A 25090-nucleotide genomic window follows, 5' to 3' on the forward strand; every position below is an offset into this window, starting at 1 on the left:
GGCAGCCCGGAGCGTATGGGCGTCAGCCGTGAGGGAGCGATCGTGACCGGAAGCAGGGCAGAGGGCGCCTATCTGCGCGCCCTTGCGGCGTTCAAGACGCCGACGCTCGATCTGCTGCACGGCCGGTACGCGCCCTTCGTCGTCGCGGCGCTCAGTCAGATGTTCTCCGCCGACCGGCCGACCGTCGCGGTCGCCGACGCGCATGTCGAGGTCGGTGAGATGCTGGACCAGCTGCGCGCAGCGGGCTACGAGCGCGAAGACCGGAGACTGCCCGCCACGTCCGGCCGCGAGGTCTGCCGGTACTGGGTCAAGGTCGGCTGGCTCGGGCAGCAGATCGAGGGTGAGAGCGAGGTCTACCGGCTGACGGCGCACGCCGTGCGCGCGCTCGAGATCGCCGACCTCACCGGCGGCGGCTCGCGCGTCTCCAACTCCCGGGTGCGCACCCTGCTCGAGGCGGTGGAGCGCCTCGCGGGGAACGCGGATGACGATCCGGCGCGGCGCCTGAGGCGACTTCGTGCGGAGCGGGCGGCGCTCGACGCCCAGATCGCTGCGCTCGAGGACGGTCCGGCGGATCCCGTCCCGGACGACGAGCTGCTCGAAGAGGCCGAGAACGTGCTGCTCCTCTCCCGAGGGCTGCCCGCGGACTTCACGCGGGTCGCGGAGTCGATCAAGGCCATGCAGCGCGACGTGATCCGCGATCTGCGTCGCGACGAGCGTCCGACCGGCGAGGTGCTGCGGGAATACCTGCTGCGCGGCCAGCAGGTCATGCAGTCCACCCGCGAAGGGCAGGCGTTCGCCGGCGCGCTGCGGCTCATCGGCGACCCGGAGCGGATCGACGAGCTCACCGATCAGCTGCACGGGCTCCTCTCGCGCCCGTTCGCGCGGCTGCTCGACGGCACGCAGCGCACGGAACTCGACATGATCGGCCGTCGCATGGAACTCGGTGTGCAGGAGGTGCTGACGGCCCAGCGCCGCGCCTCGCACGTCATCGCGGGCCAGGTGCGCACGCACGACCCTGCGCGCGACCGCCAGGTGGACGAACTGCTGCGCGACGTCATCGCGGGGATGCAGGCCTGGACGCAGACGCGAACACCCGAGACTCCCGTGGATCCGCTCCGTCGCCTCCCGGTGGCGAGCATCGGCCACCTGCGCCAGTCGCTCGGCGACATCCGTCCTCCCGGGGTGCCGGCGGCGTTGACCACCCAGGGCCAGGACGTCGAGTTCGTCGATGCGGACACGCGCGCCTGGGGCGGCCCGCACTACGCCGAGCTCGAGGCGCATGTCTCCGGACTCGGCGAGACGTTCGATCTCGGCGAGGCGTTCCAGGCGATCGCCGAGCAGGGCACCCGTCGCCCGGTGGATCTGCTCGGCCTGCTCGAGATCGCCCACCGCAACGGACTCGCCGACGGCGATGGGATCTCGATCGTGGAAGCGGTTCGTCCCGACGGCACGGCGCGGCGGTTCGCCTTCGGATCCGTGACCGCGCATGCGAGGAAGGAAGAGGAACGATGACCTCCGATGCCACAGAGACCTCCGGGTTCATCGAGCCCGTCGCGATGGAGGACGACCTCGCCGAGCTGTTCCCAGGCGACCGCGGCGTGCTCGACCCTGAGGTGCGGCGCACGCTCGCGCTGATCCTGCACCGGCGTTTCCTGCTCGCCGATCGCAACCGCACCGAGTGGCGCACCCTGCTCGACCACCAGACCGTGATCGAGTCGCGGCTCAACGACCTCTACATCCGCCTGGTCGTGGACCACGGGCACGGCCTCGCCTACAAGCAGCAGGTCCGCGTCGACGAACTCGACATCCCGATCCTGCTGCGGGATACGCCGTACACGCGCTCCGAGACCCTCGTGCTCGTGCACCTGCGCACCGTCTACGAACGCGAGAACGCGTCAGGCGAGGCGGCGCCCCGCATCGACATCGAGGACGTCGAGGCGACGGTGCTCAGCTACTTCACGGATGCGGACGGCGACATCTCGCGACGCCAGAAGGCCGTGCGCGATGCGATGCGCAAGCTCTCGAACGACGGGATCATCAGCGAGGAGACCACCGGCCGATACCGGATCGGCCCGCTCGTCGAGGTCGTGCTGAGCGCCGAGAAGCTCACCGAGCTGCGCGACTGGCTGCGCGAGACCGCGGCCGAACGACGTGCCGGCACGGGCGCCGTCGGGCTCGACGCCGCTGAGGAAGACCTGGAGGACGTCCTGTCATGACCATGATCGACACGCTCTTCGGGCTCATCCCCGAAGCCTCCCGCGGCCAGCAATGGGTCGCCGAGGACCTCCAGCTCGTGAACTGGGGCGGCTACGACGGCGGGCCGCACCGCGTGCGATTCTCGCCCGCTGCCACCCTCCTCTGCGGCGGATCCGGATCCGGCAAGTCGACGTTGATGGACGCGTACATCGCGCTGATGATGCCGCACACGACGCCGTTCAACGGCGCCTCGAACGGCGGCGTCACGGGGCGTCCGCGTGGCGACGAGCAGCGCAACGTGCTCTCCTACGGTCGCGGCAAGCTCGACGAGACGCGCACCGAGGAGGGCACGAAGGTGCAGGTGCTCCGCGGTGACGGCGAGGACACCTGGACCGCGATCGCGATGACGTGGCGCGACCACGACGGTTCGCGCTTCACCGCCGTGCGCGCCTGGTACATCCCGGCCGGCGCGCGCGTGCTCGAGGACACGGTGCGCGTGCGCGCCACGACGAACGCCGCGTTCGACCTGGCGTCGCTCGAGCGAGCCGCCACGCAGCGCCTGACCGACGCCTCCGTGCGCGCCGCGGGACTGGAGCCCGTGGGCACGGACCGCGAGTTCTCGGCGCGGCTGCACTCGGTGCTGGGCATCGGGGCCGCGGGAGCCGGCGCGAATGCCATGAGCCTGCTCGCCCGCATCCAGGCGGGGCAGCAGATCACCACGGTCGACGACCTGTACAAGCGACTCGTGCTCGAGGAGCCCGAGACCATGCGCACCGCGGATGCGGTGGTCGTGCACTTCGACGAGCTCGAGAGCACGAAGCAGCGCATGCTCGTCGCGCGCCAGCAGGTCGCGGCACTCGAACCGATCCGTGATCTGCGTCACCGCATCGATGCGGCGGCGGCGCGGATGTCCCTCATCGACGCGGTGGGCGTGTTCGAGGATCCCGGCTCGATCGCCTCCCTCTGGCGTGCCGAGCGGCGCATGGATCTGCTCCGCGATGTCGAGGCCGAACTGCGCGACCGCACGCACACCCTGGACGTGCTCGTGCGGGAGAAGCGTGTGCAGGCTGAGGCGGCGGAGGTCGAGCACGACGGCCTGCGCGACCTGCTGCGCGAACGCGGCGGCGACCGGCTGGAGACCGCCCAGCGCGAGCTGCGCGGTGTGGAGCGGCGCCTCGAGGACGCACGGGCGCTGCGCGCGAGGTTCGACGACGATGTGCGCGGGCTCGGCGTCGAGGTGCACAGCCGGGCGCAGTTCGAGAAGCTCGTGGCGCGCGCCCGCGTCGCCCTCTCCGACGCGAATGCGAAGGGCAGCGCCCGCGACGCGTGGGCGGAGGCGCGGCGCACGAGGGACGCGCTCAGAGCCGAGTTCGCGCAGCGGGAGCGGGCGCTCGACGAGGCTTCCGCGTTCGCCGGCAACATCCCGGGCGATCTGTACCGCTCGCGCGAGCTGCTCGCCGCGGCAGCGGGGCTCGAGCCGCATCAGCTCCCGTTCGTGGGCGAGCTCATCGAGGTCCGCACGGAGTACGAGCCGTGGCGGGAGGCCTTCAACCTCGCACTCGGCGGCTTCGCGACGACCGTGCTCCTCGACCTGGCCGACGTCGATCGGTTCCGCACCGCGATCGACGGCGTGCGCACGCCGCGCAGGCTCACCTACCACGGCGTGCACACCGGACTCCGGGCGAGCGGCGGGGGAGCGGATGACCGGCTTCCGGGCCGGCTCGACTACGCCGACACCCCGTTCACGGGCTGGCTGCAGGTGCGGCTCGCCGAACGGTTCGGCTTCGTGTGCGTGACCACCGCCGCCGATCTCGCCGCGCATGAGCAGGCGCTCACGATCACCGGCCAGGTCTCGCGCGGTGATCAGGGCGCGCACGGCGGTCACGGCCGCACCAACGTGCTCGGATTCTCCAACCGCACCCGGCTGCGCGAGCTGGAAGAAGCGGTGGACGAGCTGCGGCCCGGCCTGGAGCGCGCCGAGGAGGCGGTCGCCGCGGCCGAGTCCGCACTCGACCGGTTCGACGTCGAACGAGCGGCCTTCGCCCGCATCGCGGACGTCGTCTGGGACCGGGTCGACGTCGAGGCGCTCGTCGCCGAACAGGAGCGCTGGCGCAGCGTGGAGGCCGAGGTCGCCGAGAAGAACCCCGACATCGCCGGGATCGGTGCGCAGATCGAGAAGGCCAAGCGGCTCGCCGGACGGCTGCGGGAGGAGATCGGCGCGGCCGTCGCGGAACGACACCAGGTCGAGGAACGCTGGGGCGAGGTCACCGACGACGTGGACGCCGGGCAGACCCTCATCGCGGCGGCGGCCGGATCCGATCGCGCGGTGGATGCCGAGCAGGCGCAGTATCTCGACGCCCGCTTCGCCACACCCGTGTCGGCCAAGGCGGCGCCCTCCGTGCTGCTGGAGCGCTTCGACGGCGCACTGCAGACCGCCGGCGCCCGGCTCACCGAGGACCGCACGGCGGCGTTCGACGCCCACCACGAGCAGCGCGAGGCCATGTGCCGGCTGATGAGCGGTTTCCTGGAGCGCTGGGAGAACCCGAACCTGCTCCCGGATCCGGACCTGTACGTCGACGACTTCGAGAGCATCCTCACCGCCCTCGAGACGAGCGGGCTGCACCGTCTGGAGAGCGAGTGGCGGGACAGCCTGGTGCACCTCTCGGGCAACGATCTGACCAATCTCGACTCCACACTCGGCCGGGCGCTGCGGGAGATCCGCGAGCGGATCGAGCCGATCAACCGGATCATGCAGGACCTGCCGTTCTACGACGACCACCACCGCCTGCAGATCACGACCCGCGAGAGCCAATCCGAGGCGCGCAAGCGCTTCCGTCGTGATCTGCGCGAGGTGCGCGGCCTCATCGAGGCCGCCTCCACCGATCAGGAGCGCGAGCAGGCCTATCGCCGGATGTCCCGTCTGATCGGCCACCTGCGGCGCTCCGCGCCCGACTTCGCCGATCTCATCGACGTGCGCAACCACGTGCGGGTGAGCGCCGAGCGGGTCACCGCCGATGCGAAGGTCCACGTCGCGCTGTACGACCACATCGGCGAGAAGTCCGGGGGCGAGTCGCAGGAGCTCATCGCCTTCATCGTCGGCGCGGCGCTCCGGTATCAGCTCGGCGACGCCGGGGCCGAGCGTCCGCGCTACGCCCCGGTGTTCATGGACGAGGCCCTCATCAAGGCCGACGCGCACTTCACCAAGCGCGCGATCGGCGCGTGGCGTGGGCTCGGGTTCCAGCTCGTCATCGGTGCGCCCAACGACAAGTACAGTGCGATCGAACCGCACGTCGACGTGGAGTACGACATCCTGAAGGACACCCAGGGGCGGTCCTGGGCGAAGCTCAAGGTCGCGATGCCCGAGGCGCGCTGAGCGACCGGCGCGTCGGCTCGATGGCGGTGCCCGCGAGCGGCAGCGCCGTCACCACTCGCTGCGGTCCTGCGCGGCCCGCAGGTCGCGCAGCGCGCGCTCGTCCTCGCGGGTGAAGGTCGCTCCGCGACGCAGGACCGCCCGAGGCAGCCACGCCGGCAGAGTGCGGCGCGAACGGCGCGGCGCGGCCTCCGTCGCGGGTCGCGGGGAGGCGTCCGCGCGGGTCAGGGGGATGCGGAAAGGGGCGGGGTTCGTGGCGGTCTCGGTCATGGCTTCAAAGCTACGAGCGACAGGATCCTGCCACCAGATGGCGGAAAGACTTTTGGCATAAAGATCCAGCCAGTACAATCGCCCCATGCTGCAGAGCGTCACTCTTCCCGTGATCGACGGGCTCGCCGTGTTCGAGTTCGGCCTCCTCAGCGAGGTGTTCGGGCTCGACCGCAGCGTCTACTCGGACGTGCCGGCCTTCGACTTCCGCGTGTGCGGCATCGAGGCGGGCAAGCCGGTGAGCACGGAAGTGGGTGCGCAGGTCATCCCCGCTCACGGGCTCGAGGCGATGGAGAACGCCGACGTGATCGCGGTGCCGGCCGCGCGTGTGCGCCCCGCCGACGAGTATCCAGCGGAGCTGCTGCAGGCGCTGCGCCGAGCCGCCGACCGCGGTGCGATCCTGCTGAGCGCGTGCTCCGGTGCGTTCGTGCTGGGTGCCGCCGGGCTGCTCGACGGCAGGCCGTGCACCACGCACTGGCGGTACGCCGAGGAGCTGCAGCGTCGCTACCCGACCGCCCGCATCGATCCCGATGTGCTCTTCGTGGACGACGGGGATCTGATCACGAGCGCCGGGACCGCGGCGGGCATCGACGCCAGCCTGCACCTCGTGCGCCGCGAGCTGGGAAGCGCGATCGCGAACGTGATCGCCCGGAACATGGTCGTGCCGCCGCAGCGCGACGGGGGGCAGCGCCAGTACATCGAGCGCCCGGTCCCGCAGGCGGACTCCGACGCCCTGGGCGACGTCCTGGCATACATGAGCGACCGACTCGGCGCCCCGCACTCGGTCGCGACGCTCGCGCAGCGCGCCCACATGTCCACCCGCACCTTCGCGCGGAGGTTCGTCGCGGAGACCGGTGTGACGCCGATGCAGTGGCTCATCGCCCAGCGTGTGCTGCACGCCCGGCTGGCACTCGAGACGAGCGATGCGTCGATCGAGGAGATCGCCGCGACCTGCGGGTTCGGAAGTGCGACGCTTTTCCGGCATCACTTCACGCGTGAGGTCGGGATCGCCCCGAGCGCCTATCGTCGGTCGTACGCGTGCGACGCATCTGCCGTGGATCCGGATCCGGTCTCGGTCGCGACGCCGCGCGACCTGCTGATGACGCACTAGACGAGGAGAGCGACATGTCCCGGGGAGGGAGCATGCCCGAAGACCGCAGCGATGCGGACCTGCTGGATGCGATGAGATCGGGAGACCCGCACGCCTACGAAGAGCTCTGGCACCGGCACTTCGATTCCGGTCTGAGATATGCGCGCCGCCTCTTCCCGTCGCGCGCGGAGGATCTGGTCTCCGAGTCCTTCCTGTCGATCTATCAGCAGGTCGGCGTGGCGGGCACGGGCCCCGAGTCGGTGTTCCGGCCCTATCTGAAGGCCGTGATCCGCAACACGGCGGCCCACTGGCGCCGAGACGCGGCCCGGCTGGTCGACACGGAAGATCTGGAGCCGGTGGACCACAGGGACGGGCTCAGCCGGGTGGAGCGGCAGGCGGAGTCCGCGGAGATCCTGGCGACGTTCGGCGAGCTCCCGGACCGGTGGCAGCGCGTGCTCTGGCTCTCCGAGGTCGAGGAGGCCGGGCGCTCCGCCATCGCACGGGAGCTCGGAATCAGACCGAACGCGGTGTCGGCGCTGCAGCGCCGCGCACGAACCGGCATGAAGCTCCGCTGGCTCGACCGGCAGGTGCCGAGCGCGCTGCGCCAAGATCCCGCTCATGTGGCCCGGCTGCTTCCGCGGCACCTGTCCGATCCCGCGGATGCGGCGCTCGCGACCGCGGTCGCCGTGCACGTCGTCGGCTGCCTCGACTGCGACGATCTGCTCAGAGGGATGCGCGGATCCGTGACCCGGGTGCAGGGCGGGGCGCTCTCGGTCGTTCTGCTCGGGGCGCTCGGCGCCGGCCTGCCCGTCGCCGCGTCCTTGTCGACGACGACCGCGGCGGCGGCCGTGGTCACCACCGCAGGGTCTGGCCTCGCTGCCTGGGCGATCGGCGCGGGGGTGGCCACGGCCACAGTGGGCGGGCTCGTGCTGACATCGCTGTTCACCGTCTCCGCGCCGCCCGAGCAGCCGACGGCGCTGGTGACCCCGGTGCCGGTACCCGCGCCGGACGACGTGCCGGTCCCGGACGATCCTGCGGCACTTCCCGTGCCGGTCGGCGCGCCCGCGCCTCCGCTCGCGCAGTCAGGAGGCCCGGATGCGGTGCCCGTCCCGGCGGTGCTTCCTGACGGTCCCGAGCTCGCGCCCGCCGTGCCGGGCGCACTCCCCGCGACGGTGACCTCGAACCTCCGCGCCATCGGGTCCGTTGCCGGAGTTCAGGCGGCTTTCGCCGCCGAAGCCGGCCGGGTACCGGCGGTTGCGGACGCGGACGGATCCCTCCCTCCCGCCGGCGCCTTCGCCGCCACGTTCTCGGCCGCGATGGAGGCGTCGGCGCCGTCGAGTACCGGATCGATGGAGGCGGAGTCGGACGGATCCCTGCCGGCCGGACTCCCGCTGGTCGGATCGCCGCTGATCGGATCCGTGCCCGACGGATCCGTGCTCGGCGGGGATCTGTGGGGCGTGGCCACGTTCGCGACTCCCTCCGGGGGATGTCCGGGCGTCACCGTCGAGCTCCAGATCGGTCTTCCCTAGCGGCGCGACCCGCGGGTTTCCGATCGCTCCGTCCAGGGGCCGGCGAGCCGCCCCGCTGCGGGTGGACCGCGGCTCCGGCGTCGTCCGCCATGGCGATCTCGTCCGCGGCGATCACGGCGGCGATCACGGACAGGTTCCAGGCCGCGCTCGGCCGGAGCCGACGCACGTTCGCGGACGCTTCGATTTCGGGGGCGGCCGGGCCCGACGTCGAGCGTCCTGCGTCGGCCGTCTCGTGTTCGCTCATGTTCACTCCTGTCCCGCCCGTCCGTGCCGGGCGTCGCACCCTCGCGGAGGCTGCCGACTCTGGAGAGTCCAAAAGGACTCGGAAGTGACGCGTGGGAGCCTGGGAATCTCCTGGGTGTGGCGGTGCAGTCGGGGAATCTCCTGGGTGTGGCGGTGCAGTCGGGGAACAGCGGAGGGCTCCGGGACGTTGCACAGGCCGTGGACATCCTCGACAGCATCGTGATCGGAGCCGGCCAGGCCGGCCTGTCGAGTTCGCACCATCTGCGCCGGCTCGGTATCGAGCACGTGGTCCTGGACGCGGACGAGGCGCCGGGCGGGGCGTGGCAGCACCGCTGGGACGCCCTCACCATGCAGGACGTGCACGGCGTCGCAGAGCTTCCCGGAGAAGTCCCGCCGCCGCGTACGACGGAGCAGGCGAACCGCGCGGTGCCGTCGTACTTCGCCGCCTACGAGCGCGCCCAGGAGCTGCCGGTGATCCGGCCGGTGCGCGTCGATCGCGTGACGGATGAGGACGGCATCCTCGTGGTGCACGCAGGGGAGCGGACCTGGCGTTCGCGCACCCTGGTCAACGCCACCGGCACCTGGACGCAGCCGTTCCTGCCGCACTACCCCGGCATGGAGACCTTCCTCGGCGAGCAGTTCCACACGGTCGACTACCCCGGGCCGGAGCACTTCCGCGGCAAGCGGGTGCTCGTGGTCGGAGGGGGCGCCTCGGCCGTGCAGTTCCTCGGCGCGCTCGCCCCGCTCACCGATGTGCTGTGGGCCACGCGTCGTCCGCCGGTGTGGCGCACCGACGACTTCACCCCCGAGGCGGGCGCTGCGGCAGTGGCGCTCGTCGAGCAGCGCGTCGCACAGGGGCTCGCTCCGCAGAGCGTCGTCAGCGTGACCGGCCTCATGCTGCGGCCGCAGGAGCAGGCGGCGTCCCGACTCGGCGTCTACGCCGCGCGCCGGCCCATGTTCGAGCGCGTCGAGCCCGACGGTGTGCGCTGGGCGGACGGTTCGTTCGAGCCGGTGGACGCGATCCTGTGGGCCACCGGGTTCCGACCCGCGATCGGACACCTCGCTCCGCTGCACCTGCGCAGCGACCGCGGCGGGATCCGACTCGATCACGACGGGCGCGGCACCACGGCCGTCAAGGACCCTCGGATCCAACTCGTCGGCTACGGCCCGTCCGCGAGCACGATCGGGGCGAACCGTGCGGGACGAGTCGCGGCGCGCGGCGTGCAGCGGTACCTCGCGCGGACATCGGCGACGGTCGGGGCCGGCTGATCCGGCGACGGGCTCAGCGGATGATGCGGATCGACCCCGTCATGGTGGTCGGGGAAACGGGGCGGGTGATCCGCAGCGCATCGGCGAGAAGCGCTCCGACCTTCGTCCCGATGCACAGGCTGATGAAGATCATCGGGGCGGCCGCAAGTGCCGCCGCATCGAACGACGCGAGCGCCACGAGCCCGACCGTACCGGGGACGAGCAGCAGGAACGCGGGCTGGAACGAGACCGTCGCGGGCACCGCCAGCGTCATCCGCTCCAGCACGCGCGCGGCGAGGAACAGCAGCCCCGCCGTGATGCCGGTGGCGATGGTACTCCCTGTGAACGGGCTCAGCAGCATGAGCGCCCCGTAGGTGCAGATCATCACGATCACCGTCGCGATCGTGAGCCGGAACCCGGATCCGAAGCTCAGCCCGATCCCGATCGCGAGCACCACCACGCCGACCCAGCTCCAGGCGAGCGGCGGCACCGCCTCCCAGCCGTTGTGGCCGGTGACCAGCGAGGTCTCCCCGACCAGGGCGGCGGAGTGCGGATCCACGCGCAGGCCGGTCGCCGCAGCGCCGGTGAAGATCCCCGCGGCCATGAACGTGAGCATGATCAGGCCGTACACGAGACGCGACGCCCCGGTGACGATGTCTGCGGCGGTGAGCTCCAGCAGTGCGTTCGTGATCAGCGCGCCCGGGACCAGGAGCGCCACCGGCGCGCACACGGCGAACAGCGGCACGGCGCCGAAGTCGAGCCGATCGGCGACCACCCCGACGACGAGGGTGGAGATGAGCGAGGCGACGAACGGGATGACTGCGGCCGCGGCCCGGATCCGCTCCGTCGCCATCACGATGGCGGCGACGAGACCGCCGACCACGAGGGCGAGCACCACGGCCCACCACGGGCAGCGGAACAGCACGGCGAGCCCGGCGGCCAGCAGCCCGCCGCCGAGGGCCGTCTGCAAGACCGGGTGGCGCCGCTGCAGACCCCGGATGTGCGCGATGTGCGCCGGCACCTGATCCAGGGTGACGCGGCCGGCCTCCAGCCGCCGGGCGAGACGCGAGGCGTGCGCGGTCTGGCGGAAGGTCAGCCCTGGTCCGCCGCCGGCCGAGATCGTGGTCGCGCCTGGCACGCCGGGACGGCTCACGAACACGTGCTCGGGGAGGACGGCGAATGCGAGCTCGGCGCCGGGAGCGGTGGCGTCGCGGGCGCGCTCGAGCGTGCCGCGCACGTCGGTCACGGACACACCGGCGTCCAGCAGCAGCGCGCCGAGATCGCCGAGCGCGACGTCGGGGGAGATCGGGTCGGACATCACTTGAAATCGTAAAACCTGTGGCCGGCCCCCGCGATGAAGGCGCGCATCGACGGCGGCCTTAGGCTGGAGGGATGCGGCTGCTCCCGGTACGTCCCGTTGCGCCGCACCCGGCGCGGCGCGCGGGCACGGCGCTCCTGCTGCTCACGACGCTGCTCGCCGTCACGGCGTGCGGGTCGGGCGTTGCCTCGGACGGTCCCCGCACGACGACGCCCTCCGCGCAGACGCAGAGCCCCGCGCCGTCGCCCGGCGCCGACGGAGGATCCCGCGTGCGGGAGATCGTGAACCGGATGGATCTCGCCCAGCAGGCGTCCAGCGTGGTGATGGGCAACGTGCCGGGAACGGATCCGGCATCGATGCGCGTGATGATGAGCGGCGGCTTCGGGGGGTTCATCCTGATGGGCTCCAACATGCCCGGCACCCCCGAGGAGCTGCATGCGATGACCGCGGCGCTCATGATCGACCCCTCGCTGCCGCCGCTGATCGCGACGGACGAGGAAGGCGGCGACGTGGTCCGCCTGCCCTGGGACGACCAGCCCGGCGCGGACGTGCTCAAAGCGCAACCGGCGGACGCCACCCGAGCCGCGTTCGCCCAGCGCGGGCAGCTGCTCGCGCAATCCGGCGTGACCGTCAACTTCGGCGTGGTCGCGGACGTCGCCGGATCGCCGGAGTCGTTCATCTACGACCGGTCGTTCGGGACGGATCCTGCCGCAGCGGCCGAACGGGTCGACGCCGCTGTGCGCGGGCAGGCGCCCTGGGTCTCCGCCACCCTCAAGCACTTCCCGGGGCACGGCGCCGCCGAGGGCGACTCGCACCACATGATCCCGAGCACCGGGATGGACCTCGCCACCTGGCGCGCTCAGGTGGCACCGCCGTTCCTCGCCGGGATCCGTGCGGGCGCGCCGATCGTGATGATGGGGCATCTCGCGTACACCGCCGTCGACGCGCAGCCGGCGTCCCTGTCACCGCGCTGGCATCAGATCCTGCGCGACGAGCTCGGCTTCCAGGGCGTCATCGTCACCGATGACCTCGACATGCTCGTCGACTCCGGTGACGCGGCCTATGCCGACGAGGTGGCCGACGCCGTGCGGTCGGTCGTGGCCGGAAGCGACCTCGTGCTGGCCCTGGACGGCGCGGGGCCGGACACGGCGCAGAAGATCGCCGACGGACTGGTCGCGGCCGTGCACAGCGGAGCGCTCCCCGCAGCGCGCCTCAGCGACGCCGCCTCCCGGGTGGTCGCGCTCCGCCTGGACATCGCCGATCGCAGCCGCTGAGGGGTCCGGCGCCGCGGGCGGTGTTCGTCAGTCCGCTGCACCCAGCCAGGCCTCGAGGATCCGGAGGCGCAGCGCGGTGCCCCGCTCGGCGAAGTCGCGCTGCCGGCGCACGTACTCGGCCTTGCCGTCCGCGGTCTCGATCCGCACGGGGACCACGCCCCACGCGCTCAGATCGTAGGGGGCGGCCTCCATGTCCAGGATCCGGATGTCCCGGGCCAGCTCGAAGGCGTCCAGCAGGATCTCGCCCGGCACGAGCGGGCCGAGCTTCATCGCCCACTTGTACACGTCCATGCCCGCATGCAGGCATCCGGGCTGCTCCGTCAGCGGCTGCGTCTCACGGGTCGGGACGAGCCGGTTGCGCGGCGCCGCCTCCGGGGTGAAGAACCGGTACGCGTCGATGTGCGTGCAGCGCAGCTCGCCCTGTTCCACGACGGCGTCGGTGCCCGCCTGGCCGAGTCGCAGCGGCACCTCGTGCCGGTGCTCCGGGGTGCGATAGACCATCGCCCATTCGTGCAGACCGAAGCAGCCGAACTGGCCGGGACGGGCGGCCGTGCGGGCGAGCATCGCGTGCACGAGGCGCGCGAGCTCGGGTTTCTCCGCGGCGAAAGCGGTGGCATCGGGCATCACGGATACGGTGCCGGGCTCCGTCGCGGGCGCAGGGGAGTACCAGCGCCACTCCGCGCGCTCGGGGGCGTCGTCCAGCACCACGCCGGCACCGGGGTGCCAGCGCCGCAGCTGCCCCGGCTTGTAGCCGTAGTACGTGAACAGGAAATCGTGGACCGGGTGCTTCTCGCGCCGCGCCTGACGGTCGCGATGCTCCGCGGTCAGCGCATCGGCGCGCTCCGCGCGGGCCTCGGCGCGTGCCGACCACGTGGCGCGGTCGAGGCGCGGGGGTGCGACCGTGGCGGCGACCGTGATCTCCGATGGCAGGGGAGCGAGGGCCGGTTCGCCGTCGGCGGGGCTCATGGCTCCGAGCGCACGACGCCGGCGTCGATGAGCTCGTCGAGGATCCCGGCGCCGTCCTCCGCGCTCACCCAGGGCGCGAGATCCTCGTCCCGTGCCTCCGTGTCGGCGGCGTCGCCGTCGGCCCGGGCCGCCGCACGACGTCCGGCGAGCACGCCTTCCGCGGGGAGCAGACGACGGATCGCGACCGCCGCGACGTTCTCGGGGTGATCGACGAGGAACTGTCCGTAGATGGCCTCGTCGTGCTGCCCGTCGTCGCCGATCAGCAGCCACCGCATGTGCGGGAACTCCTCGGCGAGCCGTCCGAGGTTCTGCAGCTTGTGCTCGCGCCCGCTGCGGAACCAGCGCTCGTGCGTCGGGCCCCAGTCGGTGAGCAGCATGGATCCGGCCGGGAACAGATGCCGGGAGAGGAAGCGGTTCAACGTCGGCGCCACGTTCCAGGCGCCCGTGGAGAGGTAGATCATCGGCGAGCCCGGATTGTCCCGCATGAGACGTTCGAGCAGCACCGCCATTCCGGGGACCGGAGTGCGGGCGTGCTCGTCGACGACGAAGGAGTTCCAGGCCGCGATCAGCGGGCGCGGCAGGGCGGTCACCATCACGGTGTCGTCGACATCGGATACGACGCCGAAGCGCACGTCGTCGGCGACGACGAACACCCGTGCGGGGATCGGATCCTGTCCCTCGACCGCCATCGTGACCTGCTGCCACCCGCTGGACAGGTCGGCCTCGATGCGGCAGTCGATCACTCCGCCGCGATCGGCGGCGACCTCGTGCGTGCGTCCCGCGACGGTGATCGTGACGGTGGCGAAGCTCACCGGGATACCCACGAAGCTGCGCCAGCCGCGCACGCTCGCGTCCTTGCCTCGCCCGCGCGTCTTCGGCAGGATCAGCACGCGGCCGACCACCCGGATCCAGCCGGGTCCGCCGTAACCGGGGAAGGGCACGACACTCGCGGTGCGGCCCCGTCTGCGGGCGCGCCGTTCACGCCACGCGTGGAAGCGGTGCTCCAGGCGGGCGAACCAGTGGATCCGCTCCGGTCGGGATGAGGACGAGGGCATAGCGGCTCTAGTCTTTCACGTTCCGCCGCAGACGCCTCCTCCGGGACGGAACGCGCCCCCTCGCGGGCTGGGATAATCTGGAGGTTGCCCTGTTCGGGGCATTCTTTTCCCCTGCCGCAGAGAATGGTCGTCGCGTTGTCTGAGAACCCGTCCCACGCCGCATCCCCGTCGAATGACGACGAGTCGCAGTCGGCGCACGAGCTTCAGGCGCACCAGGTGCAGCGGCTTCAGGCCAAATGGCAGAAGTACTGGGCCGAGAACGAGACCTTCAAGGCGGGCGGCGTCGAGGACGTGCGTCCGCGCAAGTACGTGCTGGCGATGTTCCCGTACCCGTCCGGCGACCTGCACATGGGGCACGCCGAGAACTACCTCTACAGCGACATCGTGGCGCGCTTCTGGCGGCACCGCGGGCACAACGTCCTCAACCCCATCGGCTGGGACTCGTTCGGCCTGCCCGCGGAGAACGCCGCCATCCGCCGTGGAGCGGATCCGCGCGAATGGACGTACCAGAACATCGCGCAGCAGAAGGCGAGCTTCCAGACCTACGGCGTCTCGTTCGACTGGTCGCGCGAGCTGCACACCTCCGACGAGGAGTACTACCGCTGGAACCAGTGGCTGTTCCTGAAGCTGTACGAGCGGGGGCTGGCGTACCGCAAGAAGAGCCCGGTGAACTGGTGCCCGAACGACCAGACGGTGCTCGCCAACGAGCAGGTCGTCGACGGGCGCTGCGAGCGCTGCGGCGCCGAGGTCGTGAAGAAGAACCTCACCCAGTGGTACTTCAAGATCACCGACTACGCCGACCGTCTGCTCGACGACCTGAACCAGCTCGAGGGCTTCTGGCCGCACAAGGTGCTGCAGATGCAGCGCAACTGGATCGGCCGTTCGGTGGGCGCCGACGTCGACTTCGCGATCGAGGGTCGCGAAGGCGTCGTCACCGTGTTCTCCACTCGTCCGGACACCCTGCACGGCGCGACCTTCATGGTCGTCGCCCCCGATTCGGATCTGGCCGCGGAGCTGGCCGCCGGCTCGTCGCCCGAGGTGCGGACGCGCTTCGCGGAGTACCTCGCGCAGGTGCAGAAGACGAGCGAGATCGACCGGCAGGCGACCGACCGGCCGAAGACCGGCGTGTTCCTGGACCGCTTCGCGATCAATCCCGTCAACGGCGAACGGCTGCCGATCTGGGCTGCCGACTACGTGCTGGCCGACTACGGACACGGCGCGGTCATGGCCGTGCCCGCGCATGACCAGCGCGACCTCGACTTCGCCCGCGCCTTCGACCTGCCCGTGAAGGTCGTGGTCGACACGACCGCCCCGATCACCGGCGCCCTGCCGGTGATCGAGGTCGACGAGGACGGCGTGCCGATCGAGCCGCTGGAATCGCTCGACGACCAGCATCCGGCGAAGACCGGGATCGCCCTGACCGGCGACGGGCGGATGATCAACTCCGATGAACTGAACGGCCTGTCCAAGCGCAACGCGATCGCCCGCGCGATCGAGCAGCTGGAGGCGGCCGGCACCGGACGTGCCGCGAAGAACTACCGTCTGCGCGACTGGCTGATCTCCCGCCAGCGCTTCTGGGGCACCCCGATCCCGATGCTGCACACGCAGGACGGCGAGATCGTCCCGGTTCCCGAGGAGCACCTGCCGGTGCGCCTGCCCAGCATCGAGGGTCTGGACCTGTCGCCGAAGGGTTCCTCGCCGCTGGGCGCCGCCACCAGCTGGGTGCAGACGACCGTGCCCGGCACGGGCGAGCCGGCGCTGCGCGATCCGGACACCATGGACACCTTCGTGGACAGCTCCTGGTACTACCTGCGCTTCCTCTCGCCGAACAGCGACACCGTCGCCTTCGACCCGGACGAGGCGCGCCGGTGGGCGCCCATCGACTCCTACATCGGCGGAGTCGAGCACGCGATCCTGCACCTGCTGTACGCCCGGTTCATCACCAAGGTCCTCTTCGACATGGGCCTGATCGACTTCACCGAGCCGTTCTCCAGCCTCATCAACCAGGGCATGGTGATCCTCGACGGGGCGAAGATGTCGAAGAGCAAGGGGAACCTGGTGCTCTTCCAGGAGGAGCTCGACGCCTACGGCGCCGACGCCCTGCGCGTGGCGCTGGCCTTCGCCGGCCCCGTGGAGGACGACAAGGACTGGAAGGACGTCTCGACCACCGGTGCGCAGAAGTTCCTGGCACGTGCGCTGCGTGCGGCGCACGACGTCGCGAGCCCCGTGGACGTCGTCTTCGACGGCGGGGATGCGGCGCTGCGCCGGGTCACCCACCATCTGCTGGCCGACGCGCCCGCGCTCGTGGAGCAGACCAAGTTCAACGTGCTCGTCGCGCGCCTGATGGAGCTCGTGAACGCGATCCGCAAGACGATCGATGCCGGATCGGGCCCCGCCGACCCCGCTGTACGCGAGGCCGCCGAGACGGTCGCCGTCATGCTGGACCTCGTCGCGCCGCACACGGCCGAGGAGATCTGGGAGATCCTCGGGCACGAGCCGTCCGTGGGACTCGTGACGTGGCGCCAGGCCGACCCGCTGCTGCTCGTCGAGGACACCGCCACCTGTGCGGTGCAGGTCAACGGCAAGGTGCGCGCGACGCTCGAGGTGCCGGCCAAGATCGGCGACGCGGACCTCGAGGCGCTGGCCCGCGCGGACGAGAAGGTGCAGCGCGCGCTGGACGGCAAGGAGATCGTGCGCGTCATCGTGCGCGCCCCGAAGATCGTGAACTTCGCCGTCAAGGGCTGAGTTCCGTTGCGCTCCGGGGGGAAGGGAGCGCGCGCCCTCCGGGTGATGCGGCGCGTGCTCGGCACGATGGTCCTGGTCGCCGTGCTCGCCGGCGCCGGCCTGCTGCTGGCGTGGCAGCTGCCGCGTCCGGTCAGCACCACCAGCGCGATCGGCGTGCTCTGGCACCATCACGATGACGAGCTCGGCGCCGCATGGAACCACGAGACGTGCAGGGCGGGAGTGTGCCGGCAGGACTTCCGCGCGGGCACGATCTACGCGGCTGTGAACGGCTTCGCGCACATCGTGCGGGCCGGCGCGGTCGGCGCGGCGTTCGACGAGCTCGGCGGGGTGGCGAGGCTGGGCATGCCGATCGCGGAGCAGAGCGGATCCGCCGACCGGCCGTGGCAGGCGTTCCAGCACGCCGGCATCTTCGCGAACGGCGACGACGCCCCGATCCTGGTGCGCGGCGCGCTCTGGCGGTCGTGGCTGCGCTACTCCCAGGAGCGCGGCGGGCTCGGGTTCCCGAAGGGGGCTGAGCACGCGGACCGGCGTGGCACGGTCGTCCAGGAGTTCGTGAACGGCATGATCTACATGCGCGACGGCAGGGCCGTGCCCACCATCTCGGACATCGCAGACGCTCATCGTCGCGCGGCGGGCGCGTCCGGACCGCTGGGCTACCCGAAGAGCACGCAGCGGGCGGTCGGCGATCGTCTTGTGCAGGAGTTCGACGGCGGCGAGGTGTGGTGGTCCGCCGGCACGGGCGCGGCCTCGGTGCAGGCGCCGTTCCTGGCCGCGTACCACGATCGCGGCGGGGCGGGCGGTGCGCTCGGCCTGCCGACGGCCGACGCGTCACGGCTCCAGGGCGGCTCGATGCAGACGTTCCAGGGCGGCGCGCTGTACCGCTCCGACAAGGACGAGGCGGTCGTCGCGACCGCGGCGGGCGACATCCAGAACCGGTACGAGGAGCTGGGCGGTCCTGAGGGCGAGCTCGGCCTGCCGGCGGGGGAGAAGATCGACGTCGCGGGCGGCCGCTATCAGGCCTTCGCGGGTGGTGTGCTGGTATGGCACGAGGGTGCCGGGGTGTTCCGCCTCGATGCGGAGAACTTCGCGATCTGGGCGGCGGATCCGGCTCGTTTCGGCTGGCCGACGAAGGACACCCGGGTCGATGACCGCGGCGCGCACCAGGACTGGGAGAAGGCGCAGACGGTGCTGCGCGCGGGGCGCCTGCTCACCGTCCCCGCGACGGCGGTCGACGGATCCACCGCCGTGCTCATCTGCGACTCCCAGTGCTCGGGCGACTCCTGGATCGATCAGGGCGCGCGCAGCGCGGGGTTCCCGAACATCGCGAAGTTCGGATATCCGGGATCCGGCTACCTGGCTCCGATCGCGGGAAGCACAGCGGGCGTCGTCGAGAGCGTGGCGCGCAACCGCGTGCTGCTGCCCGAAGGAGACCCGGGCGTCGTGATCGTCACCCTCGGCGGCAACGACACGGCGCAGAAGCGCCCCGCGGCCGAGGTCGTCGCCGCAGAGGACCAGCTGATCGGTCTGCTGCGGCAGGCCTACCCGAACGCCCCGATCGTCGTGAACGGCGTCATGAGTCGCAGCGACGCCGCGCACGCCGCACGGCGCACGATGGACGCCGTGGTCACCGAGGAGGCGCGGAACCAGGGCGTCGCCGCGATCTCGGTCGCGGGCTGGGTCAGTGACTACTCCGCGCCCCAGGCGGATGCCGTGCATCTGACGCCGGCCGGTCATGCGCGGATCGCTCCGCATTACGCGGAGGCTCTGCGCGCGGCACTCGGGCGCTGACCACCGGTACGCGGGCCGCCCGTGGCGCCGAACGCGGTCCGGAGAGAACGTGCCGCGGGCATGCGCACCAGCAGCTGCGCCGGTCGCCGCGCGCGGACGGGAGTGGATCCGGTCAGATCCGCTCGAGCGGGTTGTCGGCGAGCTTGCCCAGCAGGCCGCCGTCGACGAGGCGTCGCGCGTGGCTGTGCGGCTTGCGCGCCGACTGCTGCTGGACGCGGTCGCCGAACTCCTCGGCGAGGCCGAGCCGGGGGTACACCGCGAGCACCTCGCGGCGGAAGTCGAGGGGGATCTCCTCATCGCGGCGCCCTGAGATGTCGAGCCCCGTCGACGTCTCGAGCAGGTATCCCTCGAGGTCCTCGTCGGGGTCCACGGACGGCCAGTTGTGCCGCACGATGATCTCGTTGACGCGGCGCTGCCGTCCGGCGGACCATCCTGCGCCGGCCGCCAGCGCCTCGCCGACGAAGCCACCCGCCTCCTCGTAGCCGAGGACGTGGTTGTCGTACGCAGGGGCGAGCCCGATGTCGTGCAGCACGGCTCCGGTGTACAGAAGCTCGTGATCGATACCGCGGCGCCCCTCGACGACGGCGAACGCCTCGGCCCACAGCCAGCTGCGCAGCACGTGGTTGACGAGCGCAGGGGACTGGAACCGCATCACCAGTTCGTGCGCCCCACGGGCGGCAGCAGTGTCGGGCGGGAGGAAGTCGTGCAGGCGCATGGCGGCTCCGGGTCGATCGATCGGTGCGATCAGCGTATCGGTCGACGCGGGTCGAGGAGCCTGTGCGCCGTGCACGCTCGTCCTCCACAGCACGAGAGCCTCCCGGGTTGTGCACGGGTTGCGCAGGGCACGTTCCGCGCACCATCCCGCGCACCTAGCGTCGGCGTGTGAGCGAGCAATCGGAGTCTGAGGGCGCGTCGCCGACGGTGGTCGTGCGTACGCCACGACGGCTCCGCCTGGGGCTCGGCGCGGCGGTGGTGGTGGCGCTCGTGGCCGTCTCTGTCACGGTCGGCATCGGCCTGCTGAGCCGGTCCACGGCGCCGGAGAGCATCGCCGTGACACCGGAGCCCCGCTCGAGCGGTTCCGGGATCTCCGCGGGCTCGGTCTACGTGCACGTCCTGGGCGAGGTGGCGAAGCCCGGCCTGTACGTGCTCGATGACGGGGCGCGCGTGGCCGAGGGGCTGGCCGCGGCGGGCGGCACGCTGCCGACCGCGGATCTGGCGGCGGTGAACCTCGCGCGCCCCGTGGCCGACGGCGAGCAGATCCAGGTACCGGCCGTCGGCGCGGCCGGCGCGTTGCCGGGTCCGGGCGCCGGCGGATCCGGTCCGCCGGGCGGGGACGCTTCCCGCCCCGGCGCAGACGGACTCATCGACCTCAACACGGCCGACGCCGCTGCGCTCGAGCAGCTGCCGCGTATCGGTCCCGCGCTCGCCCAGCGCATCATCGAATGGCGCACGAGCAATGGGCGGTTCACGAGCGTGGACGACCTCCTGGGGGTCTCCGGCATCGGCGAGAAGATGCTGGCAGGGATCCGCGACCTGGTGCGGGTGTGAGCGCCTCCCGCCCGGTCGCACGGGCAGCGGCCCGGGGCGGCGTCGTGCCGTCGGAAGTACTCTCCGATGAACCGGCCCGCCCGCTCGGGCATCGGCTCAGGGACGTGCGGATGGTGCCGGTCGCCGTCACGGCCTGGGCTGTCGCACTGCTGGTCTCGTTCCTTCCCGGTGCCGCGGGAGTCGTGATCGCGACGGCGGCGCCGGGCGCCGTGGCCGCGCTCGCCATCCGCCGCTGCCGGACCCGCGCGGGCGGAGGGGAGCGGTGGCCACCGCGTCTCGCGAAGAGGACGGATCCGTCTCCTGAGGTTCGAGGGACGGCATCCGCGGGTTCCCGGCCGGGCTCTCCCCGGCCGGGCTCTCCCTCGCTCGGCGCGAGGACGCTCGACGTCGTCGCCCGGGCGGCGCCGCTCGCGATCGTGTGTCTCGCCATCGCGGCCGCCATCGCCGGCGCTGCCGCGGCGGCGGCACCGGCCCGCGATCAGGCAGCGGGGCTGGCGGGGCATGCGGTGACCGCTGAGGTGAGCGTGCGGTCGCTGCCCTCGTTCGGTGCCGACGGCCGGCTGTGGGCCGATGCGGACACGCTCCGGCTCGGGCCGGGGGAGGATCCCGGGCCGCTGCAGGTGCCGGTGCGGATCGGGATCCCGCCCGACGCGCACGCCGCCACGCTGGGTCCTGGAACCGTGCTGCGGCTCACGGCGGAGGCGAAGGGCACGGATCCGGGCGAGCGCGCGGCGCTGGTGCTGTTCGCGAGCGGCGATGTCGAGCAGCTGTCGCGCGGAGGCCCGGTCGAGCGACTCGCAGGGGACGTGCGCGCGGCTTTCATCGAGCGCAGCCAGCGCCTGCCGGAACCGGGTTCCGAGCTGCTCCCGGGTCTCGCCGTGGGCGACGTGCGCGCGGTGAGCGACGACCTCGACACGGCCATGAAGGCCAGCGGGCTCTCGCACCTGACCGCCGTGAGCGGCAGCAACCTCGCGCTCGTGGCCGCCGCGGGTTTCGGGATCGTCGCGCTGTGCGGTGGCGGCCGGACGACGCGCATCGTGGTGGCGGCTCTCGCCCTCGCCGGATTCGTGGTGCTGGTGACGCCGCAGCCGAGCGTCATCCGGGCCGCGGCCATGGCCGGGGTCGCCATGGCCGCACTGCTGCTCGGGCGTCCGCGTGCCGGCCTCTCGGTGCTGCTGCTCGCGGTCACCGTGCTGCTGCTCGCGGATCCGCGCCTGGCTGCGGCTCCCGGGTTCGCGTTGTCGGCCGCCGCCACCGCGGGGCTCATCGTGCTCGCCCCGCCGCTGGCCGCCGGGCTCGGGCGCCGGCTTCCTGGGCCGGTCGCGCTGGCGATCGCGGTTCCGCTGTCGGCGCAGCTCGCCTGCGGGCCCATCATCGCCCTGTTCGCGACACAGCAGTCCCTGGTCTCCGTGGTGGCGAATCTCCTGGCCGAGCCCGCCTCGCCGATCGCGACGATACTGGGTCTGCTCGCGTGCCTGGCCATGCCTGTCCCCGCGCTCGCCGACCTGTTCGCCGCCGCGGCCTGGCTGCCCTCCGCGTGGATCGCGCAGACCGCCGTGACCACGGCCGCGCTGCCGCTCGCGACGATCGAGGCCCCCGCCGGCATCGGCACGGCCATCGCCGTAGCGGCGCTCAGCGCGGGCGTCTTCTGGGTGATCGTGCGGCGGAGACCGCTCCGCGGTCCGTGGCGGGTCTTCGTCGGCGGTCTCCTGGCCGTGGCGATCGGCGCGGCCGCCGGCTGGGGCATCGTGACTGGCCCGGTCGCCCTGCTGCAGCGCCCCGCGGACTGGGCGATCGCGGTGTGCGACATCGGGCAGGGCGACGCCGTGCTGGTGCGCTCCTCCGGACGCACCATGCTCATCGACACCGGTCCGGATCCGGAACCGTTGCGGCGCTGTCTCGACGACCTCGGGGTCACGCGACTCGATCTGCTGGTGCTGACCCACTTCGATCACGATCACGCCGGCGCGTCGGACGTGGTCGTGGGCCGGGCCGACATCGTGCTGCACGGACCGGTCGACACGGCCGCGCACCAGCACCAGCTCGACCGACTCGAGCGCGGAGGGGCGGAGATCCTCGAAGCCGCGGCGGGAACGACCGGACGCCTGGGCGGGGCGGACTGGCGCGTGCTCTGGCCCCGCCGCGCCGAGAAGGTCTTCCCGCCGGGCAACGACGCGGGCGTGATCCTGCAGGTCACCGGCGGCGGCGTGCCGCGGAGCCTGTTCCTGGCCGATCTGTCGGCCGAGTCGCAGGGCATGCTGCGTCGTCTCGCGCACCCGCACGACGAGACCGTCGTCAAGGTCGCCCATCACGGCAGTGCCGATCAGGATCCGCTGCTCTACGCGGATCTGGATCCCGCGCTGGCGCTGATCTCGGTGGGAGCGGGCAACGACTACGGGCACCCGCGTGCGAGCACCCTGGACATGCTGCGCGCCCTTCGCACGCCGATCGTGCGGACCGACCAGCGCGGCACGATCCTCGTGTCGGAGGGGGAGGATGGCCTGCACGTCTGGACCCAGCGCCCAGCACCGACGGGCAGCGGTCCGCCGGACGGACCCGCTACGCCGGCGCCGACCGAGAGCCCGACCAGGGGGCCCGCCACGAGTACGGGTCGCGCCGGGCAGCCGGCGCCGGAACCCCTGGCGACCTCGACAGCGCGGGCGCCGTGAACGTCCGCGCCCGCCGGTACGCTGGGGGTATGCCCGCACCGCGCTCGACTTCTGCCGCACGACGCGGAGGGAAGGCGACGAACATCCCGCAGGTGTCGTGGCGCGATCCCCGGCCGGCGCCGATCGTGCTGGTATCCGGTCCCGAGGAGATCTGCGCCGAGCGCGCGATTGCCGGCGTGCGCGCCTACCTGCGCGCCGAGGACCCGGCGCTCGAGGTCAGCGACCTGGTGGCCTCCGACTACGAGTCGGGCAGCCTGCTCGGTCTCGCCTCGCCGTCGCTGTTCGGCGAGCCGCGCCTGCTGCGCATCTCCGGCGTCGAGCGCTGCACGGACGCGTTCCTCGCCGAGGCCATCGCCTACCTCGAGCATCCGCAGGAAGGTGCCACCGTCGTGCTCCGCCACACCGGTGCGACCGTACGCGGCAAGAAGCTGCTCGATGCGATCCGCGCCGGCACCGGCGGCGGGATCGAGATCGCCTGCCCCGCGATCAAGCGCGATGACGAGAAGGCCGATTTCGCCGCGGGCGAGTTCCGCGCCGCAGGCCGACGCATCCAGCCGCAGGCGCTGCGCGCCCTGGTCTCCGCGTTCTCCGACGACATTACCGAACTCGCCGCGGCCTGCCAGCAGCTCATCAACGACGTGCAGGGCGACGTCACGCCCGATCTCGTCGAGCGCTACTACGGCGGACGCGTCGAGGTCTCCGCGTTCGTCGTCGCCGACACCGCGATCGCGGGGCGCCTGGGCGAGGCGCTCATCGCGCTCCGGCACGCACTGTCCTCCGGCGCCGATCCGGTGCCCATGGTCGCGGCGTTCGCGATGAAGCTGCGGTCGATGGCGCGGGTGGCGGGATCCCGGGAGTCGAACGCGGCGCTGGCCGCCCGCCTCGGGATGAAGGACTGGCAGGTGGACCGTGCCCGCCGCGATCTGAGCGGCTGGAACGAGCGCACCCTGGGGCTCGCGATCCAGGCGACCGCGCGGGCCGACGCCGACGTCAAGGGCGCCGCCCGCGACCCGATCTTCGCGCTCGAGCGCATGATCACGGTGATCGCGACCCGCGCACCGTACGGCGGTTGACCGCGGCTGCGCGGGAACCCTCTCCGTTTGGGGCGCATTCTCACGTTTTGGGGCGTGCCAGGCCACGATTCGGTGGCGGTGTGCGCCCCAAACGGGGTAGCGCGCCCCAAAACCTGCTCAATTCGGACCAGGGGCCCGGACGCGGCATCCGGTAACGGGGAGGGACCCGGCAACGACGAAGGCCCGCCCCGGATCGGGGCGGGCCTTCGGAAGTTCCGGCTCAGAGAGCGGAGACCTGCTTCGCGATCGACGACTTGCGGTTCGCGGCCTGGTTCGAGTGGATGACGCCCTTGCTGACGGCCTTGTCGAGCTTCTTCGACGCCGTCTTCAGCGCGGCCTCGGCGGCGGCCTTGTCGCCACCGGCGATGGCCTTGCGGGTGTTGCGGACGGCGGTCTTCAGCTCGCTCTTGACGGCCTTGTTGCGCTCGTGCGCCTTCTCGTTGGTCTTGTTGCGCTTGATCTGCGACTTGATGTTCGCCACGGATGGAACCTTCGTTCGAGTGATGGATGGTCATGCCGGCCTGGCGGTAGAGGGGCGCCTCCGGCAGCGTGCAGGGGTGGGACCTGACACGCAAGCCAATCACCGATCTTATCAGGGATCCGGTCCGATGCCGAACCGGCCCGTGCGTCCGGGATGCGCGCAGTCAAGACGCCCGCCACGTGTCCGATGCCGAGCCGGCGACACACCTCGGACCCGGCGAATCCCGGGCG

The 25090-nt window shown here is 72.0% G+C and carries 18 protein-coding genes; 12 read left to right on the forward strand and 6 right to left on the reverse strand.

Annotated features, from left to right (window positions below; translation table 11 throughout):
• The first annotated feature begins 42 nt into the window (after positions 1-42).
• From LXM50_RS01050 to LXM50_RS01060, 3 genes are read left to right on the forward strand one after another with little or no spacing between them, the layout of a single operon-like run.
• Positions 43-1512, forward strand: a complete 1470-nt coding sequence (locus LXM50_RS01050) for a DUF3375 domain-containing protein (RefSeq protein ID WP_233309254.1) — start codon at positions 43-45, stop codon at positions 1510-1512.
• Positions 1509-2216 (forward strand): DUF4194 domain-containing protein, encoded by a 708-nt coding sequence (locus LXM50_RS01055; RefSeq protein WP_233309255.1) that lies wholly within the window; start codon positions 1509-1511, stop codon positions 2214-2216. The genes LXM50_RS01050 and LXM50_RS01055 overlap by 4 nt, the downstream gene beginning before the upstream one ends.
• Entirely contained in the window at positions 2213-5569 is a 3357-nt protein-coding gene (locus tag LXM50_RS01060) for an ATP-binding protein (RefSeq protein WP_233309256.1), read from the forward strand. The genes LXM50_RS01055 and LXM50_RS01060 overlap by 4 nt, the downstream gene beginning before the upstream one ends.
• Positions 5570-5617: 48 nt before the next feature.
• On the opposite strand, the gene LXM50_RS01065 is transcribed toward LXM50_RS01060, so the two are convergent.
• On the reverse strand, positions 5618-5836 hold the full coding sequence (locus LXM50_RS01065; protein ID WP_233309257.1) for a hypothetical protein: 219 nt from the start codon (positions 5834-5836) through the stop codon (positions 5618-5620).
• 85 nt (positions 5837-5921) lie between these two features.
• Between LXM50_RS01065 and LXM50_RS01070 the strand changes: the two genes are divergently transcribed.
• From LXM50_RS01070 to LXM50_RS01080, 3 genes are all read left to right on the forward strand, one after another.
• Entirely contained in the window at positions 5922-6944 is a 1023-nt protein-coding gene (locus LXM50_RS01070) for a helix-turn-helix domain-containing protein (protein WP_233309258.1), read from the forward strand.
• Between the two features lie 32 nt (positions 6945-6976).
• The gene (locus LXM50_RS01075) at positions 6977-8452 is read left to right on the forward strand and encodes an RNA polymerase sigma factor (protein ID WP_233309259.1); all 1476 of its coding nucleotides are present in this window, start codon (positions 6977-6979) and stop codon (positions 8450-8452) included.
• Between the two features lie 441 nt (positions 8453-8893).
• Positions 8894-9964, forward strand: coding sequence for an NAD(P)/FAD-dependent oxidoreductase (locus LXM50_RS01080; RefSeq protein ID WP_233309260.1), 1071 nt, complete (start codon positions 8894-8896; stop codon positions 9962-9964).
• Between the two features lie 13 nt (positions 9965-9977).
• On the opposite strand, the gene LXM50_RS01085 is transcribed toward LXM50_RS01080, so the two are convergent.
• Positions 9978-11261, reverse strand: a complete 1284-nt coding sequence (locus LXM50_RS01085; protein WP_233309261.1) for a threonine/serine exporter family protein — start codon at positions 11259-11261, stop codon at positions 9978-9980.
• Between the two features lie 74 nt (positions 11262-11335).
• Between LXM50_RS01085 and LXM50_RS01090 the strand changes: the two genes are divergently transcribed.
• Positions 11336-12535: a glycoside hydrolase family 3 N-terminal domain-containing protein gene (locus LXM50_RS01090; RefSeq protein ID WP_233309262.1), complete on the forward strand. Its 1200-nt coding sequence runs from the start codon at positions 11336-11338 to the stop codon at positions 12533-12535.
• Positions 12536-12562: 27 nt separating this feature from the next.
• On the opposite strand, the gene LXM50_RS01095 is transcribed toward LXM50_RS01090, so the two are convergent.
• Both LXM50_RS01095 and LXM50_RS01100 read right to left on the reverse strand, forming a co-directional pair.
• Complete coding sequence (locus LXM50_RS01095; RefSeq protein ID WP_233309263.1) at positions 12563-13501, reverse strand: 3-methyladenine DNA glycosylase; 939 nt, start codon at positions 13499-13501, stop codon at positions 12563-12565.
• On the reverse strand, positions 13498-14556 hold the full coding sequence (locus LXM50_RS01100; protein ID WP_233309264.1) for an App1 family protein: 1059 nt from the start codon (positions 14554-14556) through the stop codon (positions 13498-13500). The genes LXM50_RS01095 and LXM50_RS01100 overlap by 4 nt, the downstream gene beginning before the upstream one ends.
• 123 nt (positions 14557-14679) lie before the next feature.
• Between LXM50_RS01100 and leuS the strand changes: the two genes are divergently transcribed.
• On the forward strand, positions 14680-17301 hold the full coding sequence (leuS, locus tag LXM50_RS01105) for a leucine--tRNA ligase (protein WP_233309265.1): 2622 nt from the start codon (positions 14680-14682) through the stop codon (positions 17299-17301).
• Positions 17302-17355: 54 nt separating this feature from the next.
• Entirely contained in the window at positions 17356-19089 is a 1734-nt protein-coding gene (locus LXM50_RS01110; RefSeq protein WP_233309266.1) for a GDSL-type esterase/lipase family protein, read from the forward strand.
• A gap of 112 nt (positions 19090-19201) precedes the next feature.
• Here LXM50_RS01110 and LXM50_RS01115 read toward each other — a convergent pair whose 3' ends face one another.
• Positions 19202-19804, reverse strand: coding sequence for an HD domain-containing protein (locus tag LXM50_RS01115; RefSeq protein ID WP_233309267.1), 603 nt, complete (start codon positions 19802-19804; stop codon positions 19202-19204).
• A gap of 167 nt (positions 19805-19971) precedes the next feature.
• Between LXM50_RS01115 and LXM50_RS01120 the strand changes: the two genes are divergently transcribed.
• The 3 genes from LXM50_RS01120 to holA all read left to right on the forward strand — a co-directional run bounded on the left by LXM50_RS01120 (position 19972) and on the right by holA (position 24379).
• Positions 19972-20637: a ComEA family DNA-binding protein gene (locus LXM50_RS01120; protein ID WP_233309268.1), complete on the forward strand. Its 666-nt coding sequence runs from the start codon at positions 19972-19974 to the stop codon at positions 20635-20637.
• Between the two features lie 110 nt (positions 20638-20747).
• On the forward strand, positions 20748-23306 hold the full coding sequence (locus tag LXM50_RS01125) for a ComEC/Rec2 family competence protein (protein ID WP_233309269.1): 2559 nt from the start codon (positions 20748-20750) through the stop codon (positions 23304-23306).
• A gap of 29 nt (positions 23307-23335) precedes the next feature.
• Positions 23336-24379: a DNA polymerase III subunit delta gene (gene holA, locus LXM50_RS01130; protein ID WP_233309270.1), complete on the forward strand. Its 1044-nt coding sequence runs from the start codon at positions 23336-23338 to the stop codon at positions 24377-24379.
• Positions 24380-24599: 220 nt separating this feature from the next.
• Here holA and rpsT read toward each other — a convergent pair whose 3' ends face one another.
• On the reverse strand, positions 24600-24860 hold the full coding sequence (gene rpsT / locus LXM50_RS01135; protein ID WP_045270507.1) for a 30S ribosomal protein S20: 261 nt from the start codon (positions 24858-24860) through the stop codon (positions 24600-24602).
• Positions 24861-25090: the final 230 nt, after the last annotated feature.

The sequence above is a fragment of the Microbacterium sp. Au-Mic1 genome (assembly GCF_021341785.1).
In the GTDB taxonomy this organism is placed as follows: Bacteria; Actinomycetota; Actinomycetes; order Actinomycetales; family Microbacteriaceae; genus Microbacterium.

What these genes read in the sequence shown, in the direction of transcription:
- LXM50_RS01055 (WP_233309255.1), top strand. Translation starts at nt 1,509, where the DNA reads ATGACCTCCGATGCCACAGAGACCTCCGGGTTCATCGAGCCCGTCGCG.
- LXM50_RS01060 (WP_233309256.1), top strand. Translation starts at nt 2,213, where the DNA reads ATGACCATGATCGACACGCTCTTCGGGCTCATCCCCGAAGCCTCCCGC.
- LXM50_RS01065 (WP_233309257.1), bottom strand. Translation starts at nt 5,836, where the DNA reads ATGACCGAGACCGCCACGAACCCCGCCCCTTTCCGCATCCCCCTGACC.
- LXM50_RS01070 (WP_233309258.1), top strand. Translation starts at nt 5,922, where the DNA reads ATGCTGCAGAGCGTCACTCTTCCCGTGATCGACGGGCTCGCCGTGTTC.
- LXM50_RS01075 (WP_233309259.1), top strand. Translation starts at nt 6,977, where the DNA reads ATGCCCGAAGACCGCAGCGATGCGGACCTGCTGGATGCGATGAGATCG.
- LXM50_RS01085 (WP_233309261.1), bottom strand. Translation starts at nt 11,261, where the DNA reads ATGTCCGACCCGATCTCCCCCGACGTCGCGCTCGGCGATCTCGGCGCG.
- LXM50_RS01090 (WP_233309262.1), top strand. Translation starts at nt 11,336, where the DNA reads ATGCGGCTGCTCCCGGTACGTCCCGTTGCGCCGCACCCGGCGCGGCGC.
- LXM50_RS01095 (WP_233309263.1), bottom strand. Translation starts at nt 13,501, where the DNA reads ATGAGCCCCGCCGACGGCGAACCGGCCCTCGCTCCCCTGCCATCGGAG.
- LXM50_RS01100 (WP_233309264.1), bottom strand. Translation starts at nt 14,556, where the DNA reads ATGCCCTCGTCCTCATCCCGACCGGAGCGGATCCACTGGTTCGCCCGC.
- leuS (WP_233309265.1), top strand. Translation starts at nt 14,680, where the DNA reads ATGGTCGTCGCGTTGTCTGAGAACCCGTCCCACGCCGCATCCCCGTCG.
- LXM50_RS01115 (WP_233309267.1), bottom strand. Translation starts at nt 19,804, where the DNA reads ATGCGCCTGCACGACTTCCTCCCGCCCGACACTGCTGCCGCCCGTGGG.
- LXM50_RS01125 (WP_233309269.1), top strand. Translation starts at nt 20,748, where the DNA reads ATGGTGCCGGTCGCCGTCACGGCCTGGGCTGTCGCACTGCTGGTCTCG.
- holA (WP_233309270.1), top strand. Translation starts at nt 23,336, where the DNA reads ATGCCCGCACCGCGCTCGACTTCTGCCGCACGACGCGGAGGGAAGGCG.